Annotated in this window: 15 protein-coding genes and 1 pseudogene; 10 read left to right on the forward strand and 6 right to left on the reverse strand. The window is 40.9% G+C overall.

The genetic code is table 11. The annotated features are described in order from the left end of the window. The first annotated feature begins 88 nt into the window (after nucleotides 1–88). The 4 genes and pseudogenes from NLX82_RS27750 to NLX82_RS13350 all read left to right on the forward strand — a co-directional run bounded on the left by NLX82_RS27750 (nucleotide 89) and on the right by NLX82_RS13350 (nucleotide 3,088). Nucleotides 89–313, forward strand: coding sequence for a winged helix-turn-helix transcriptional regulator (locus tag NLX82_RS27750; protein ID WP_071558004.1), 225 nt, complete (start codon nucleotides 89–91; stop codon nucleotides 311–313). A 160-nt stretch (nucleotides 314–473) separates the two neighbouring features. Continuing rightward, nucleotides 474–948, forward strand: a pseudogene (locus tag NLX82_RS13340) (hypothetical protein). A 579-nt stretch (nucleotides 949–1,527) separates the two neighbouring features. Beyond that, entirely contained in the window at nucleotides 1,528–1,767 is a 240-nt protein-coding gene (locus tag NLX82_RS13345) for a hypothetical protein (protein ID WP_068939262.1), read from the forward strand. A 610-nt stretch (nucleotides 1,768–2,377) separates the two neighbouring features. Next, nucleotides 2,378–3,088, forward strand: a complete 711-nt coding sequence (locus NLX82_RS13350; protein ID WP_053326477.1) for a class I SAM-dependent methyltransferase — start codon at nucleotides 2,378–2,380, stop codon at nucleotides 3,086–3,088. Between the two features lie 579 nt (nucleotides 3,089–3,667). Here NLX82_RS13350 and NLX82_RS13355 read toward each other — a convergent pair. The 4 genes from NLX82_RS13355 to NLX82_RS13370 all read right to left on the reverse strand — a co-directional run bounded on the left by NLX82_RS13355 (nucleotide 3,668) and on the right by NLX82_RS13370 (nucleotide 6,796). Continuing rightward, the gene (locus NLX82_RS13355) at nucleotides 3,668–4,456 is read right to left on the reverse strand and encodes an NmrA family NAD(P)-binding protein (RefSeq protein WP_254348280.1); all 789 of its coding nucleotides are present in this window, start codon (nucleotides 4,454–4,456) and stop codon (nucleotides 3,668–3,670) included. Next, on the reverse strand, nucleotides 4,453–4,608 hold the full coding sequence (locus NLX82_RS13360) for a hypothetical protein (protein WP_254348282.1): 156 nt from the start codon (nucleotides 4,606–4,608) through the stop codon (nucleotides 4,453–4,455). The genes NLX82_RS13355 and NLX82_RS13360 overlap by 4 nt, the downstream gene beginning before the upstream one ends. Before the next feature lie 91 nt (nucleotides 4,609–4,699). Further along, nucleotides 4,700–5,587 (reverse strand): LysR family transcriptional regulator, encoded by an 888-nt coding sequence (locus tag NLX82_RS13365; RefSeq protein WP_028540948.1) that lies wholly within the window; start codon nucleotides 5,585–5,587, stop codon nucleotides 4,700–4,702. A 120-nt stretch (nucleotides 5,588–5,707) separates the two neighbouring features. Next, entirely contained in the window at nucleotides 5,708–6,796 is a 1,089-nt protein-coding gene (locus tag NLX82_RS13370; protein ID WP_023991084.1) for a GntR family transcriptional regulator, read from the reverse strand. A gap of 290 nt (nucleotides 6,797–7,086) precedes the next feature. On the opposite strand from NLX82_RS13370, the gene NLX82_RS13375 reads away from it, so the two are divergent. From NLX82_RS13375 to NLX82_RS13400, 6 genes are all read left to right on the forward strand, one after another. Continuing rightward, the gene (locus NLX82_RS13375) at nucleotides 7,087–8,700 is read left to right on the forward strand and encodes a xylulokinase (RefSeq protein ID WP_023991083.1); all 1,614 of its coding nucleotides are present in this window, start codon (nucleotides 7,087–7,089) and stop codon (nucleotides 8,698–8,700) included. A gap of 1 nt (nucleotide 8,701) precedes the next feature. Then, complete coding sequence (locus tag NLX82_RS13380) at nucleotides 8,702–9,397, forward strand: L-ribulose-5-phosphate 4-epimerase (protein ID WP_068939259.1); 696 nt, start codon at nucleotides 8,702–8,704, stop codon at nucleotides 9,395–9,397. Nucleotides 9,398–9,431: 34 nt separating this feature from the next. After that, nucleotides 9,432–10,856: an L-arabinose isomerase gene (gene araA / locus NLX82_RS13385; protein WP_023991081.1), complete on the forward strand. Its 1,425-nt coding sequence runs from the start codon at nucleotides 9,432–9,434 to the stop codon at nucleotides 10,854–10,856. 121 nt (nucleotides 10,857–10,977) lie between these two features. After that, nucleotides 10,978–12,057, forward strand: a complete 1,080-nt coding sequence (locus tag NLX82_RS13390; protein WP_254348284.1) for a CHAP domain-containing protein — start codon at nucleotides 10,978–10,980, stop codon at nucleotides 12,055–12,057. A gap of 76 nt (nucleotides 12,058–12,133) precedes the next feature. Then, the gene (locus NLX82_RS13395; RefSeq protein WP_069080569.1) at nucleotides 12,134–12,997 is read left to right on the forward strand and encodes a P-loop NTPase family protein; all 864 of its coding nucleotides are present in this window, start codon (nucleotides 12,134–12,136) and stop codon (nucleotides 12,995–12,997) included. A 416-nt stretch (nucleotides 12,998–13,413) separates the two neighbouring features. After that, a complete protein-coding gene (locus NLX82_RS13400; protein WP_023991079.1) occupies nucleotides 13,414–14,913 on the forward strand; it encodes a malate:quinone oxidoreductase in 1,500 nt (499 codons plus the stop codon). Nucleotides 14,914–15,145: 232 nt separating this feature from the next. Here the strand turns inward: NLX82_RS13400 and NLX82_RS13405 are convergent, their stop codons facing one another. Together NLX82_RS13405 and NLX82_RS13410 are read right to left on the reverse strand one after the other, a co-directional pair. Next, nucleotides 15,146–17,332, reverse strand: coding sequence for an alpha-galactosidase (locus tag NLX82_RS13405; protein ID WP_068939253.1), 2,187 nt, complete (start codon nucleotides 17,330–17,332; stop codon nucleotides 15,146–15,148). A 3-nt stretch (nucleotides 17,333–17,335) separates the two neighbouring features. Next, the gene (locus NLX82_RS13410; protein WP_081326348.1) at nucleotides 17,336–18,190 is read right to left on the reverse strand and encodes an AraC family transcriptional regulator; all 855 of its coding nucleotides are present in this window, start codon (nucleotides 18,188–18,190) and stop codon (nucleotides 17,336–17,338) included. Nucleotides 18,191–18,334: the final 144 nt, after the last annotated feature.

Genomic DNA, 18,334 nt, shown 5'->3' on the forward strand with positions numbered 1-18,334 from the left:
TTACCGTTACTCAAAGTATACGTCGTCTTAGAGAAGCAATAAGAAAGCACCTTATTGAGAGCGGCTCTGGAAACCGAATAGCGTTATTATGAGCTCTAATTATGAGCTCCATAGGAAAATAAGCGGCACTTCTCAAAAGGTGCTGTCAGAAGCGTTGAAGGAATTGGTTACTGACAGTCTTGTTGAACGGACGGTATATCCAGAAATACCGCCTAAAGTCTGTTATAAGACTACGGAATATGGAATGACACTGAGTTTGATCTTTGAAGTGTTGCATGAATGGGTAAAAGAACACAATAACCGGTCGAACTAACGGTCCGGCTAGTTTTGCTTCCAACGTTTGGAGCAGACTAATGCCCCGGTGACGGCGAGCCCATCAAGCGATTTTCGGCATGCGCATGCCCCATTTGCACAAGCATGCAGCCCGCCCCTGGCGTAAACTGAATTATAATCAGTGAGCGAGGTGAACTTCCATGGCACAATCGAATGAGATGCGCGCACGGGCTAAGAAGCTTCAGGGCCATCCGGTCTGCGTCACCCTGCACAGCGGAGAGACTTACGTCGGCTACATCACCGACGTTAATTGCGGCGGGTTGGTACTTGCCAGCGCTGGAGCCCCCCCCACGCGCTTCTTCCGGGAAGCAAGGCTCCCGATCTCCCAAACGCAGAGCCGGTTCGCATGCTCCGGGCGTCCGTCTCGGCAATCGGAGAAGCGGCGCGCGCAAACCGTCCGTCCGTTCGCGCTCCCGCAAGCCGGACGCCAAGGTGTCGGCATTCCTGCCGATGATGGGCTCGCTGCTCGGCGGCCTGCGGCTGTTCGGCATGATCCAGAAATTTGTCCCGGTCGTGAGGATGGGCTACGGCATGATCAAGTCCATTCGTCCGTTCTTCGGCGCCGTTCAAGGCTTGATGACCCCGGCCGGTCCGGCCTCCCCGGATAACGAATAATCGTATATCTGTCAAAGGGGGGCTATTCACGATAGGTGCGGACGCATATTCTGCGCGGATCAAGGGATAATGGCGGCGCGACCGCCCTGTGATGTCCAGGATCGATTCCGAGGAGCGGGCGACCCGGTCTGCCGTAGCGCCGAGGAAATGGCGCGTATTCTGGCCGTCATCAGCGGATAAAGAGGACCATCACCGCCGTCGAGAGCAGAATCACCCAGCACCATGATGGGGACGAATTGACGGGCGCAGGAAGAGATGAAGACCTGAATGAGCCTTTGCGGGGCCCCGACATAGAAAATGTCGATAATGTTGCCGTTCGCGTCGGCAAGCGCCCGTAAGCCGTCTGATATATTTCTCCGACGACGTTGGCTTGCCCGTTTTACTCTGCCAGTCAAGCAGGGTGAGATTTTTAAATCATTATAGATACAATGCAGACTGAGAGGATACTCAGTCTTTTCTTGTTGCCGTTACAACCAACGAGCCGAACCGTACCACAAGTAACAGCAAGTTTTTTTTGTGAATTTGTTTCTAGATGAATTGAATAGGTGTCAAGACCTCATAAAATCTAGAAGTATTGAAGTGGCCCTTATTGCAGGGATTGGAAAAAGCACGATTCAGTATCTACAGAAGGATCGCAGTTCTTTGACACAATTATGGGATACTAACACCTCCTGGAGCACAATCAATAGTCAAGCGGGAGATGGCAATGTCATGGCGAGCAGTGTTTTTGTACTAGATGGGGATCAACATTTGGTAGAAGGGGGGCATATGGGGGCGTTATTCAGCAGCTATCCTTTTCTAAAAAGGAAACTAACGTGACCTCGAAGGACTGGTCGTCTTTGACATCCAGTCTTTTCGTTGCTGTTTCAGACAGTGCGGTGAACTGTATTATAAATAGGGTGAATTTAATGTGGGAAGACCGTATTGACCGGAGTAACACCACTACATCCTGAACCTCGCCGCAGACGGTGATCATCCGCTTTCGTCAGCTTGTTAATGATCGGGAAGCCAAGTACACCCTATATTTATATAATAAACGAGCTTGTCCCCGGCTTCTTTATCATTTCGCCGTTATGAAGGATAGGTAAACCTTACCTTATAATTAAGTAAGTATAACGTTTTTTTCATGATTCTTAGCGGCATGCTGATTAATTACATCAAATTAATAAGGTTCAATCGGAGAAGTCATGCGAGCTCATACAGCTCATTCGATGGAGGTTGCTGTTGGCGTAGCAGCCAGTTCTCATATAGAACAGTCTGGACTGAGTTATTGAACGTGGAAAGAGTTAGTAGTAATTATCAGTATTATGAATATCACTCTTTTTTCCGATAATCTATTTAGATAGTTGTTTGGAATAGGAACTCAAAGCTCACCGAGCATTTTGTGATTCAATTAATACCTTACATATCAAAGCGGAGGAGATTTAAAGTGGATAACAAGAAACAAGAATGGCAAAATTCTTATAAAAACGGGGAAAATCACGTTTTTTTTCCCCATGAAGAAGTGGTACGTTTTTTTGCGAAATATATTACAAAACGAGTGGGACTCCAAGATTACAAGACCATCCACACTCACCAAGCACAACCAAGATTCCTAGATGTAGGTTGTGGTATAGGAAGACATATTATTTTCAGCAAGCAGATGGGTTTGGATTCCTATGGAATTGACTTGTCGGATGAAGCGATAACGAAAGCTCGCGAATGGGCTTCAAGCGCTGGCATTGATCATATAGAGAGTAAAATTGTAGCAGGCAGTATTACCAAGATGCCTTGGAACGATGGTTTTTTTCAATTTGCGGGCAGTAACGGTGTATTCGATAGCATGAACTTCGAAATTGCTAAAGAGGGTATACGAGAGACTGCAAGGGTGTTAGAAAAAGAGGGGTTATTTTATTGTGATTTAATCTCTGGAGATGATTCGAACCATTCGAGGGAATTCACTGGCGAAGAAATTTCCGGTACAGGGCACGAACAAGGAACTGTGCAAATGTATTACAATTACTCAAAAATTCTGGACCTGATCGGCAGCAACTTTGCTATTGAAGAGATTACGATGATTCGTAATGAAAATATATTAACAGGATTTTTCCATTCCAGATATCATTTGATACTAAGAAAACGGATGAATTCAGGAGGCTGAACACATGAAAAGCGATAAAGTGTACAAAGAGACAAATTTAAACTACACAGACTCGTTGAACAATATAAACCATGTCCTAGGAATTTTTATCGGAGCGATAGTCCAGTCGCAAGAAAAACTAAATCCATAGGTGGCCGAGAATCGAAGATAATTTTCATTAGTGAGGGAATCGCTTAACTAATTAATAAGTTACGGTGAACCGTACCATAAGTGATAGGAGAGCGAAGCATTGCGATATAAGATGTATTTATGATTAAAATACTGACTTCCTCAGTGGGATGCTAAGTTCTACAGTGCAGATAATAGTTTACCTTATAGAGTAAAACAAGATATAGAGAGCTTCTTTCAGTTAGAATTGGTTGGTTTGTATGATAGCTGGACTATGGGGAACTAAAGGTGCTCCCGGCATTAATCCAAGACTGCATAAAGACTTGACCAATTAGATTACAAAACACTCTGGTTCCTTGGTGCAGGTACCCAGAGTTTCGCTTTGTTGATAGTATGCAGGGAGCCGCGCGGCCCTACTCTTCGGTCATACATCAGCTTCCGATCTCTCCGCAAACATGATCATGACTTGAATTAATTATCTTTGGAGTGTCGTTCACCCACTTGGTACTCATTCGCATGTTCAAACATATATTTCACTGTTACGGGATCTTGGCCCGTCAGCTTCTTAAAGTCGTCCGTAAATATATCCATTTTTCCTAAGCGAATAGCTTGTCCAAAGGTAACCATACCTTCAGAAGAGAAGGGGGCTTCGGAGTCCTCTGCAAATTTGCCATCCGTTGTTCTGGGAACACCCATGGCATCAAATATGGCGTAGTTTTCTTCATCCGTGATCTGCTTGTAGGTAATATGATGACCCGTTACTTCATTTCCAATCTCGATAAAGTCGGACATTGTTATTAATTCAGGACCATTTATATTTAATATCGCCTCATGATAATTGATTGCTGCTAATGCATAAGCGACAGCTTTTGCACAATCCTTCCGTGAGATATAGGCCATCTTGCCGTCACCCTGATTATTTTTCAACACGCCGTCAGACTTCACATAGGTGAAGTAATTGGTAACCATAGCCTCCGCATATTGCGAATTACGCAGGAAAATATAATCTAACCCGACACTTTTGATATAATCTTCTGTATAGACATGGTCCAGTTTTTCAACACTTGGATTGGATTCATCCGCCGCGTTAACCAATGAAGTATAGATGATTTGTTTTACTCCAGCTTCTTTCGCCGCATCGACCACGTTTTTGTGTGCATTTTGGCGTTTTACCCCCACAAAAGGCATGGAGATTAAAGCAAGCTTATCTGCATTAGCAAAAGCTTCTGCAAGACCGTCTATTGTATTGAAATTGGTCACATGCGTTTCAATACCTTGTTCTGCATACCCTGTAAAGATGCCGGATCATATGCACAAAAAATAATTTGGTCTTTTTCTACTAATTTCAATAAAAATTCAGCCGCTTGTCTGCCCAGATTGCCATCCACACCCGTTAATAATAACTTACCCATGTTTGTCGTCACTCCTTGCTGAAATGAACTATACTTATATATTATGTGAAAAAAATAACAAAGTATAATACAAAAAACTTATGGGCTATTGCTAAAACGAATTTTGTATTTGTTGCAGGAATGAGTATAATGCTGGATTAGAATTATTTTTTAAGTAGCCTATTTCGATTTTAAAAGTATGGTGTGAACCCTGTATGGGAATGAGTCGGACCTCTTCTTTCAGGTCAGCAAGATCATAGTTATCTGGGAAAAAGCCAATTAAATTCTCTGTGATGATATAAAACAGCTTTGTTTCGACATCGTCTGCGGTTCTAAGGATGTTGGGCTGGTAACCATCTTCCATGGCATGCTGAATCATTAAATAATAGGAGTCTCCAATAACCATTGGATTCAGCATGACAAGCGGATACTTATATAGTTCTTCCTTTGAGATGGACTCAAAACTGAAGAGGGGATGTTGTTTACTTACGGCCGCGCAGTATCGTCCGCTATATAATGTATGGGTTAGGATTTCTTCTTTCCCTTTAAACTCTGAGTCAAAGGCAACGGCCACGTCATGTATTCCTTTTTGCAGATACTCAGCGATATCCTTTAGCAATACTTTATTTAATTCAAGTTTAATCTTTGGATGATTTTCTTTAAATGAAGGGATAAATTTTAACAAGCTTTGGATATCTGTGATTGCAGCATATTCGATACTCAATAGTTGGGTATTATATTTTTGAAAATTTTCCATGCTTGTTTTCATATGATTATATTGCTTCCAGAGCACGACGGCCTCTGCATAAAACAGCCATCCCGCTTTGGTGGGCTCAATCGGAATTTGTTTTCTATCAATTAACTGAATGTTGAACTCATTCTCAAGTGAGGCAATTTGTTGGCTAATCGTAGTTTGCGATACAAAATTCTTTTTTGCTGTTTCTGTGAAGTTTCTACATTCAACGAGATCTATAAAATATTTTATCCTTTTTAGATTCATGTTTACCTCCAATTGTATGAAATTTATTAAAACTTACGTTCCCGCCATAAATTCAAGCCAGCATACCCTAATGTTAATGGCAAACTGGCGGTTCATAATTGGAGGTAATGTGAGCACCATCTACTTCAGTTTCTTCTTTACCGTCTCCCCTTCAATCAACACGGGCTGATAATAGGTGTGGTTGCGTAGATCCTTCTTCCCTTGCAGTTTCTTAATAACCCAATCGGCGGCATCACGTCCCATTTGTTCCTGTGGGTGTGTTAATGTGGTTAGCTTGATGTTTGCATTTTTGGAAATATAGGAATTATCTTGACCAATAATGGATATGTCTTCGGGAACAGATATCCCAAGTTGTCTGCATACATGTACAACTTCTAATCCTACCTCGTCGTTATAGCAGACAATTGCGGTTAACCCGTCTCTTTGTTCGGTAAGGAATTTTTTTAAGTTGGCGGACAGGTCCTGCTTCGTCTCTGTATAGAATGAGAGCACTTGCTCTGGGTGAAACCGTAATTTGGCTTCTCCAAGCGCTTTGATATAGCCCTTCATTCGATGCTTTCCTTGCAAATCATCCATTTTGGCAATGATACCAATGTGTGTGTGTCCGTTAGCAATCAATTCTTTTGTTGCCAGATAGCTGGATTGTACGTCATCGAGACAAAAGAAGGGAACTTCCAACTCTTCATAATAAGCATTAATCATGATGAACGGAACATCCTGCTCCTTGAACGTCAAATAGTAAGAGATATTGGGATTATATAGATTGCTCTTCGTAGGCTCAATGATCAAGCCATCCACACCAAAGGACAACATCATCTCCAAAGCTTTCTTTTCCTGTGCGACATCATTATTTGTACTAGCTAATAGCAATGAATAATTATCTTCATTCAATCTAGCTTCAATCCCGCGAATAATAGAAGGGAAGATGTAATCAGAAATATAGGTCGTGATGACTCCGATGGTTTTATTACTGGAATTCCCGCCGGTTTTTGATCGGAATTGGTTGCTGACGTAAGTGCCCGATCCTTTTTCACTTCTTAAAAAACCCTCGTTGGATAGTTCTAAAATAGCCTTTCGTACCGTCTGGCGACTAACTTTATACATATCCTGCAAAGCCGATTCCGTTGGAATTTGTTCTCCTACGCTGTATGCTCCTGATAGAATGTTGCTTTTTATATCCTCAAGGATGACCTGATACTTTGGTTTCACTTTATTCCTTCTTTCCTGGTTGTCCTAATACCAATTTACCTATCCATAATATTTGTATGTACATATTTTAGCATAATTATGAACTTATTATAATCCATTGCCCAACATGCAGTAATACTAAAGGAAAAATAGAGAAACATTCAATTCGTAAGAATATTTGTAGGTATAACTATGTATTCGTGTTGACAAATGTACGAACAAAAAATATACTAAGGTTGTAAATTAAAGAAAGCGCCTTCTTTCAATTATTGCGATTATAACAGTTGTTCAGAGAGAGGAGTCACGTGAGCATGGATCAAGACATTAAACAAGCGATTACTAAGGGAGAAACCTCACTTGGTATCGAATTTGGATCCACACGTATCAAGGCAGTGCTGATTGATCATCATTTTGAAACAATCGCATCTGGAAGCTATGAGTGGGAAAATCTCTTGGTAGACGGATATTGGACGTACAACTTAGAGAGTATTATTACGGGTCTACAAGAGGCTTATAGCGAAATGAAGCAAGAAGTTGAGCGAAAATATGGAATCACCCTTCGTACCGTTGGATCTATAGGATTCTCTGCAATGATGCACGGATATATGGCTTTTGACAGCAAAGGTGAGTTGCTTGTTCCGTTCCGGACTTGGCGGAATGCGACAACCGGTGTTGCGGCAAAAGTGTTAACCGATAAATTCCAATTCAACATCCCTGAGCGATGGAGTATTGCTCACCTGTATCAAGCTATATTGAACGAAGAGCAACATGTCCCTCAGATTGATTTTATGACGACGTTAGCTGGATATATTCACTGGCTGCTGACTGGCAATAAGTCCATTGGCATCGGAGATGCTTCGGGTATCTTCCCAATTGATGAGACTACACATGATTATAACGAATCGATGGTTAAGCAGTTCGATGAACTCATTGCAGCCAAAGGTTACGATTGGAAGTTAGAAGGAATTCTCCCTAAAGTTTATATTTCAGGCGAGCAGGCAGGTGTACTAACCGCCGCGGGAGCCAAAATCTTAGATAAATCCGAAGATTTACAACCAGGTATTCCGCTTTGTCCTCCAGAAGGTGATGCGGGAACAGGGATGGTCGCTACGAATAGTGTGAGGAAACGGACTGGCAACGTCTCTGTGGGAACCTCGGTTTTTGCCATGCTTGTATTAGAGAAGGATCTTTCAGCGGTATATCCGGAAATTGATCTGGTGACTACACCGAATGGTAATCCGGTCGGAATGGTTCATGCCAACAACTGTTCAAGTGATCTCAATGCTTGGCTGGGATTGTTCCGTGAGTTCTATGAGGCAATGGGGCAAAAGGCCGATCCAAACCAATTATTCAGTGTGTTGCTGAACAAGGCTTTGGAAGCAGATCCAGATGGCGGCGGCTTACTTAGCTACGGATATTTGTCAGGAGAGAATATCACCGGAATAGAGAAAGGCCGGCCATTGTTTGTCCGCTCCCCTGAGAGCCGTTTCAATTTGCCCAATTTCATGCGGACTCATCTTTTCACTGCGTTTGCTGCTTTGAAAATCGGAATGGATATTTTGACAAAGAAAGAAAATGTAGCAATTGATAGCATACTGGCTCACGGTGGTTTATTTAAAACCCCTATCGTCGGACAAAAAATCGTTGCGGCTGCCATGAATGTCCCGGTATCAGTGATGTCAACAGCTGGAGAAGGCGGGGCGTGGGGTATTGCTATTCTGGCTTCTTACATGATGAACAAGGCTCAACAAGAAAGTCTGGAAGACTTCCTCGACCAAAAAGTATTTAGAGATGCTGAGGGGCAAGAAATTTCTCCTGACAGTTCCGACGTTAAGGGATTCGAAGCATTCATGGAACGCTATACACAAGGTCTAGCGATTGAACAGGCTGCTGTAGATAATCTAGTGGAAAACTGGAGGGATTGACGTGTTAGAGCAACTGAAAGAAGAAGTATATCAAGCCAATCTGGATTTGCCTAAACATGGACTCGTGAAATACACCTGGGGTAACGTAAGCGCTGTTGATCGTGAGAGCCGCTTATTCGTTATCAAACCTAGTGGTGTTAGTTATGACACGATGAAACCTAGCGATATGGTGGTTGTTGATTTTGATGGCAATGTTGTTGAAGGAGAAATGAGACCTTCATCAGATACACCGACTCACGCCGTGCTTTATAAGCATTATGCAGAGATCGGCGGTATTGTACACACGCATTCAACTTGGGCGACCATTTGGGCTCAAGCAGGCTTGGATGTACCTGTAATGGGGACTACTCATGCAGACACCTTCTATGGTTCTGTTCCTTGCGCCCGTTTCTTGACACAAGAGGAGATTGATCGTGGTTATGAAGCGGAAACTGGCCGTGTCATCATCGAAACTTTTGAGCAGCGCGGGCTGGATATTTTAGCAGTGCCGGGTGTTCTGCTTAAGGGTCATGCTCCCTTCACTTGGGGGAAAGATGCAAAATCGGCAGTCATGAATAGCGTCGTGTTGGAAGAAGTTTCGAAAATGAATTTATTCGCACGAGAATTGAATCATTTTGCTGAAGAATTGCCGCAACGCATTCTAGATAAACACTATTTACGCAAACATGGGAAAGACGCGTACTACGGGCAAAAGTAATATAAACTAAAAAATTATGAAAAGAGGATGAATGATGTCAACAGTAGGTACAAAACAGTTCTGGTTTGTCGTAGGTTCACAACATCTGTATGGAGAAGAAGCATTAGCAGAAGTCAAAGCACACGCACAAGAAATGACCGATGCCTTAAATAAGAGTGGCGTTCTGCCTTATCCGCTTGTATTGCAGGATCTGGCGGTTAGTGCAGACAAAATTACTAGCCTTATGAAAGAAGTCAACTATCGCGACGAGGTTGCCGGTGTCATCACGTGGATGCATACCTTCTCACCTGCAAAAATGTGGATTCGTGGTACTAAATTGCTGCAAAAGCCGCTGCTTCATCTTGCTACACAGTTCAATGAAAGTATTCCTTGGGCTACGATTGACATGGACTTCATGAACCTCAATCAGGCAGCTCATGGTGACCGTGAATATGGATTCATCAATGCCCGTCTGAAGAAACAGAATAAAGTGGTCGTAGGGTACTGGGAACGTGCGGAAGTGCAGAAGCAAATCGCAGAGTGGATGGATGTAGCGGTTGCTTATAACGAAAGCTTCAATATCAAAGTTGCCCGCTTTGGCGACAACATGCGTAACGTTGGCGTTACGGAAGGCGATAAGGTCGAAGCCCAAATTCAATTTGGATGGACCGTTGACTACTTCGGAATTGGCGACCTTGTTCAGTACGTCAATGCTGTGAAAGAAGAAGAGATTGATGCTTTGTTTGCAGAATACTCCGAACTCTATGAATTTGATTATGGTACTTACAGCAAGGAAGCTTGGGAAGCCAGCGTAAGAGTGCAAGCAAGCTATGAAATTGCCCTTAAACGGTTCCTGGATAATGGCGGCTATACTGCCTTCACTACGAACTTCGAAGACCTCTATGGTATGAAACAGCTTCCTGGTCTTGCCGTTCAACGTTTGATGGCACAAGGATACGGCTTCGCCGGTGAAGGGGACTGGAAGACGGCAGCGCTCGATCGCCTGCTTAAAGTAATGAGCCATAACCAATCCACTGGCTTTATGGAAGACTACACCTATGAATTGGCGGCTGGTCAGGAATCGATCCTTCAATCCCATATGCTTGAAGTTGACCCAACGTTGGCAAGCAACAAGCCTAAAATCATCGTTTCACCGTTAGGTATCGGCGATCGTGAAGATCCAGCCCGTCTGGTGTTTGACGGCAAGGCAGGAGACGGTGTAGTTGTTTCCATGGCTGACTTTGGCACGCATTATAAACTGCTGATCAATGAGGTTACTGCATTTGAACCGACAGTTCCTGCTCCAAATCTTCCAGTGGCCCGTGTACTGTGGAACGTGAAGCCAAACTTCCAAGATGGGGTTAAAGCATGGATTGAGAACGGCGGTGGTCACCATACCGTGGTTTCCTTGAATCTAACCACAGACCAAATTGTTACTTATGCAAAACTGGTTAACCTGGAATACGTAATTATTAAGTAACTAGAAGATAGTCATCTACTAAAAGCATTGGGTCAGTCCTCAGGGCCCAATGCTTTTTATTGGTTTTCTAAGGATGTCGGGATAAGGGAAGTTGAAGTGGGCAGGGTAGGGAGGCGAAAGTTTGATTCATGAGAGTAAGTTTAAGCGGCTTGAAAGTGTTCGTAGTCTTGTTCATGAAATGCTTGTTACTACAGAGAATACTTCCATGAAACAGGAAGCTTGGGTTCATCTTTCTGGGGTATCCAATTTTGCTTCAATGCTTGCTATGAGAAGGGAACAAGATGTGGAGATCGCTGCAATCGCGGGGGTGCTGCACGGTTTCTATTTTTATAAAACCGGAATTAAGGACTTCCCTGGTCCCAACAGTGCAGATGCTGTAAGACCTATTATACGTAGCACCCAACTCTTTACCGACGAAGAGCAGCTTGTCATTCTAAGGTCGATCTTTTATCAAGAAGATAGGCATCAAGTCCATGGACCATGCGAAGAAATTATTAAAGATGCTATTTTATTGCAGATGTACTTACAGAATACTGGTGACAATTTATCTAAGGCGGCTATACATAGACTACAAAATGTGTTTGTTGAATTAGGGATTTCGGTCGAACATGTGGAAGCGGGATTCAACGTTGATACGGAAACGATAAACAGTAACGCTGAAGACAGTCGTCTTATGCTGGCTGATTTTGCAGAAATGTTTGCAGGACAAAACATTATTGGCGTCCCGGAAGATGAACGTTATCGGGAAATTTGCAAGTATTGGCCGGATTCTGATATTTATAAAGTACTGGAAGGCAATTGGTGCGCTGCATTTGTATACTACTGTTGTATGCAGGTTGGAATTCTACTGCCCATTCGATATCCGAACTGTATGTATCGATTAGCTGGGGTTGGTGCGTGGTTGGATTGGGCCCAGCTGCCTGAAACAGAATTTTTTTATCACGATAAGCAAGATGGATTTGAGCCAGCACGTGGTGATATTGTCGTTTATGAGAAGCTTCTATCGGATGATTCCCACGATCATATCGGAATTGTTCTAGGTTGTGATGACAACAAAATTTTGGTCGCAGAAGGTAACAAAGACAATAAGAACTACTCCAGTGTTTTATACAGGGATAGAGGTCATTGTATTCTCGGATATATCCGCATAGACAACGGCTATCATTTTCATTTCAGTGGGGAATATACACCGATCCGTTAAATATAATGTCGGCCGATATAACGAGACAATAGGATTCTCCTTAAGGTAATCATTTAATTCATAAGGATGTGATACTATGGCCAATTTACCAGCTACGAAAACGAAACTGGTTATCGTTGAAGGTATACCTGGCTCTGGTAAATCCACATTATCTAGACACATACATGACATGTTAAACACACATCAAATAGAATCGGAACTATTTTTAGAAGGGGACTTACGACATCCCGCTGATTATGAATCGGTTGCATGTATGCCAAACGAAGAACTTGATCAGCTTCGATCAATCTATTCCGAGGCGTTTCATTACATTGATCCGTTTATATCTTTGAATGGCAACGACTCTTTAATCGCCTATGCGCTTGCGCAGCAATCAGCCCAAAATGAAATTCCCTCTAGTTTGTATGAGGAAATCCGGCGTTATGAAATCTACGATGGAGTACCCGTAGAAAAGTATTGCGAGTTGATGATTCAACGTTGGAAGTCTTTTGTTAAAGATCAGCGAGAAAAAGAAAAGTTGATGATACTCGAATGCTGTTTTTTACAGAACCCAGGGTGTGCATTACTCGCCCGGCATGATGCTGGAGAAGACCGTTTTATTCAGCATGTATTACAGATTGCGGAGCAAATTCAGGAGTTAAATCCAATTTTGTTCTATTTGAAGCAACCAAATGTGCGTGAGACGATTGAGCGAGTTAAAACAACGAGATCTCAAGAATGGTTAGATTTCGCGATTTGGTACCATACGGAGCAAGATTATGGAAAGAGGAAGGGTTTGCACGGGTACGAAGGATATATTCAGTTCCTTGAACATCGACGTGAGCTAGAATTGCAAATCATTGAGCAACTCCCTTTTCAATCATTTATTATGGATAACTCCGATTATGTTTGGGAGAATCAACAACAGACCGTTTTGAATATTATGATGAAGTATTTATAAACCGTGAAGCTCATTCCAGAAAACGTTAGTGCAATTAGAAAGGGCCTATCCCGTAAAGACATATTTTACCGAATTATTCATATACATGGACTGTTGATTCGATCATTGGAAATCTGTACTCTACATCATTTGCTTCTAAACGCTTTTTTGGTGTCTGTTATTACTGCTAGTAAGTGAAGCTCAAATAATACAGTGTGTTGAGATCAATTCTTATTATTTCTGCAAAGAAAATTCTCACTTTTTAGCAGAAATGATTTATAATTATCAGATAATAGACAATATAATTTTTAAAAGATTATATTTTAGTTATAATAGAGACAGAAAAGATATGTTCCTGAGTGGAGCCTTGCTTCTTGTATCATCTAAGCAGGAGGGCCTGCTCTTTTTTGCAAATATAAGAGATAAGGAAGGTTTTTATGAATAGCATTCAGAAAAAAACAGACATTATCTTAATCGGTGCCGGAGTCATGAGCGCGACTCTGGGATCATTGCTGAAAGAGTTAGCACCGGAGTGGGAAATTCAAGTGTTTGAGAAACTCGCAAACGCGGGAGAAGAAAGCTCTAACGAATGGAATAATGCAGGTACAGGCCATGCTGCACTGTGCGAACTGAACTATACATCCGAGAAAGCTGATGGATCTATAGATATTCGTAAAGCTGTAGACATTAATGAGCAGTTTCAGCTTTCAAGACAGTTTTGGTCTTTTCTTGTAAACAGCAATTTGATTCGTAATCCACAGGACTTTATCAAACCAATACCTCATATGAGTTTGGTAACAGGAGAGAAAAATGTATCTTTTTTGAAAAAAAGGTTTAAAGCGCTTTCAACTATTTCTCTGTTTCAAGGCATGGAATTTTCCGACGACCCTGAAAAGCTGAAGGAATGGATTCCGTTGATTATGGAAGGCCGTACATTGAATGAACCAATCGCGGCAACCAAAATCGACTCTGGAACAGATGTCAACTTTGGTGCTTTAACACGCATGTTGTTTGAGCATTTAAAAAGTAAAAACGTCGACATCAATTACAAGCATAGTGTAAAGGATATTAAACGTGCGAGCGACGGCTCGTGGAAAGTCAAAGTCCATAATCTGGACAACGGTAAAATCGAATACCATAATGCCAAATTTGTCTTTATCGGTGGTGGCGGTGGAAGTCTACCTTTGCTACAACGAACTGGTATTCCTGAGTCCAAATATATCGGGGGATTCCCGGTAAGTGGACTATTTATGGTATGTAACAATCCTAAGATTGTCGCCCAGCATCATGCAAAAGTATACGGTAAAGCTAAGGTTGGTGCTCCTCCCATGTCTGTTCCGCATCTGGATACAAGATACATCGGTAACCAAAAAGCACTGCTATTTGGGCCGTTTGCTGGCTTCTCACCGAAGTTCTTGAAAACGGGCTCAAATTTGGATTTGATCGGTTCTGTAAAACCCAATAATCTCATCACGATGTTGGCCGCAGGCGCAAAAGAGATGGCATTGACCAAATATCTGATCCAGCAAGTAATGTTATCGAATGAAAAGCGTCTGGAAGAATTACGCGAGTTTATTCCGAACGCCAAAATCGAGGACTGGGGGATTGTGGTAGCGGGTCAACGTGTGCAGGTGATCAAAGATACGGAGGGCGGTAAAGGAACACTTCAATTTGGTACGGAGGTGGTTAGTGCCGCTGATGGTTCGGTAGCTGCACTGCTCGGCGCTTCTCCGGGTGCTTCTACTGCTGTTCACGTTATGCTGGAAGTATTGGAAAAATGCTTCCCACAACATATGGAAGAGTGGGAACCAAAAATAAAAGAGATGATTCCTTCTTATGGGGTGTCACTAGCGGAAAACCCAGAGCTTTACCAAGAAATTTACGATTCCACAACGGAGGTGCTGGGACTGGGCGAAAAAGAACCGCTTCATCGTTAATTTTTGCATGGCTGGTAAGTTAGTAACTCAAAACCTTCGTATCGTGAGCGGAGATCATTTAGTTTACTACTTTTTGAATTGAGTTCGCTTATCAATAATAGAAGAATTAAAATTATATTCAAAAACTCTTGCAAGAAACTTAATCGAAAAAGCAGAAGACCGTGAAATTTAACGGTTTCTGCTTTTTTTAAGATTTTAATTCTTTGAACGGGGAGCTAAGGTATTAGATCATTTACACTTTTTTTAAAATTAACTTATGAACAATAAAATCACCTTTAGGATTTTCAAGAGAGATTCCGCAATTATATAATTCTGATCCACTATAAGTAGCATTTGTAATAACTTCGAGATAGTTGGCTTCTTGATCTAAATAAGGAATTCGAACAAGTAATGATAAATCAAATACTTGATAGGTGTTCCGAAATACATAAATAATGGCATTACTTTTATCTCCATCGACAAACATCCAACTACAAATATTTGATTCATTAGGAGAACTCAATCGATAGAATTCCCCTTCAAAAACAAGCTTTCTTTCTCTTTTGTAAGTCGATATATGATTCGCTACCTTCTTCTTCTCTTCTTCAGACATGGAGATAACATCCATTTCATAGCCCATATTGGTTGAAGAAGCCAAAGCTGCTCTTGTCTCAAATTCAGTTATGCGACCAGTTTGATGATTTGGAACATCGGAAACGTGACCAGTTATTGAAGAGATTGGAAACATGTAAGAAGCTCCATATTGGATTTGTTGTCTGTCCAGAGCATCGGTATTATCACTGATCCATGTTTGAGGAAAATAGAACAACATACCAGGATCTAATCTACCTCCACCGCTAGAACAATTTTCAAAGAGTACTTCTGGATGGCTTAAAGTGAGTGTGCTAATAATATGATAAAAGCCCAGCATATATCTATGAGAAAATTCTTGTGAGTTGTTTTCTGTTTCAGTCGGGGAGAAAGGATCAGTCATATGTCGATTCATATCCCACTTGATATAGTTCACTCCGAAATTTGTAATAGCATCTGACAATGTCTTGATAACGAAGTTTTGAACTTCTTTATTGGTTAAGTCTAAGAAGTATTGACTTCTGCCCAAAATGGGTTCATAGCTTTTACTCTTCATTACCCATTCGGGATGTTGTTTGATTAGATTTGTATCGGGTGATATCATCTCGGGTTCGAACCAAATCCCAAAACCAATGCCTTTCTCTTTAGCATAATCCACCAAAGATTTAATTCCATTGGGGAATTTTTTTTCGTCAACCTTCCAATCTCCTAAAGAAGTTTTACTACTATTGCGTTTACCAAACCAGCCATCATCCAACACCACTGTTTCAAAACCCAAAAGACTAGCAGAATCAATCAATTTTTTTAGCAAAGCTTCAGAAACATCGAAATAAGTCATCTCCCAGCTGTTGATTACGATGGGTCTCTTTCTTTTTTTCCATGATGGATTAATCAAGTGATTATTGAAAAAAGTATGGAATGCTTGAGAATTACTATTGAACCCTTGATTGCTGTATACTAGCAGAGCTTGTGGACTCTGAATGGTCTCCCCTGATTTTAAAGTCCATGAGAAGCCCTCTTCATTTAACCCAATTTGCATTCTTAAGTTATTATATTGATCACGTTCTAAAATCTCTTCGTGATTGCCACTGTAAAGTAAGGTCATTGCATGGACTTCTCCTTGAAACTCTGTGGCCTCTTTTGATAAAGCGATGAAAGGAGGATATTGAGGCCCACTTGCACCTCTAGCACTACCAATTTTAAATAATCCATGTTTGATATCACTTCTATTCATTTGGAACTCTTTTTGATGAGTGCCATAAAATGAGGTGCATACTTGATTCTCGTAACGTATATCAAGAGAAGCACTTAGAAGTTTTTCAACTTTTATTGTACTAGAGCCTTCGTTAATTACTTTAGTAGAACGTACGATAATCGGTGAATCCTCAAAAATCGTATAAAACAAATCTAGAGCAATATTTGCGACTTTATCGTACAAATGGACAATTAAGGTCTGACAAAAAGCTTCATTGCTTCTTGCAGAGGGCAGATCTTGAAGCGTTAACGCTTCATCAAGAATTTCGTACCCAACATAGACAAATCTTGTAATTCCTTGTCCATCTTCATTTCGAATCTTTAAGGAAGAATTTCTAAAATCACCTTGATGAGGTAAAGAAACCTCTTGAGGTAAAAATTCAAGAGATAGTTCAGGTATATTAATATCTGGAGTTGCAGCGAATGTTCTCTTTTTTAATTTTGGTCGATTGCTAAAATTGTAACTAGTAATCTTTTCTCCCCAATACCGATGTAGCAAATAGGTATCTTCTACAATTTCTATAATATAACTGACATAATTATTTGTGAGATGAAATACTTTTTTCTCTTCAACAAAATGAATTAAAGGATTCATTGATCATTTATGCTCCTTTCTATACTGGGAAGGTGATATCCCAAGTTCTTTTCTAAAAAATTTAGAAAATGATAATGCATCAGAAAAACCAACTGAGCTAGCAATAAGGTTAATTGGATCGTCGCTTTCAGCAAGTAGTTCTTTTGCTTTGTTTATTTTTAAATTCGAAAGATATTTTTTTGGGGGGATTCCCACCTCATTTTTAAACATAAGAGACAAATAATTTGGATGGATGCCAACAGAATAGGCAATATCGGAAATTTGGATGTCATCGTGATAATGAAGATCCATATAACGCATCGCTTGAAAAGAAATGGAGGTACTGCTATTCACAGTTGTTTGAACCGGGCATTCATTCAATAAATTTCCTGCGATATCATACATAATGCCGTTAATTTTAAAAAAAGAGGCTAAATCATTTTTATTCAGTTCAATAATATCTTCGATTCTACTTTCATAAAAGGAAGCATCTTGGCAATTCATTACAAATTTTTTTTCATCAGACTGAAGTAATGTTTGAACAAAGTTTCCAGATTGAATGCCCATAAAACCAATCCAAGAATATTTCCACGGCTTATTTGGGTCAGCGGTATAAGTAGAAACAACATTCGCTGGTACAATAAAAAGTTGATTTTCATGGACTTCAATCTTTTGATCTCCAATTTCCAGTATTCCCTTGCCCTCCTTTACAAAATGAATAAAGTGATAGTCTCGTCGTTTCGGACCATAACTGTAACCCGGTTCACAATATTCAATGCCACTGTTATAAAGAATAAAGTCTGAAATACTTTTTTTTGTAAAATCAGTGAATCTATCCGTATATTCTCTTAAGTTATTATTCATGCCCTTATTATACATAGGAACGCTTCAAAGAAAATGTCGATATTAGAAAGTTCCATATTTCTCTTAAATATTTCTATATTATAAATGTAGGTTGTAATGATAATATCTCATTAACAAAGGCAATGAAAGCGCATTAATAAAAATTTGAAGAGGAGGACT

Origin of the sequence: Paenibacillus sp. A3M_27_13, assembly GCF_024213315.1 — a bacterium.
GTDB classification, from domain to species: domain Bacteria; phylum Bacillota; class Bacilli; order Paenibacillales; family Paenibacillaceae; genus Paenibacillus; species Paenibacillus polymyxa_B.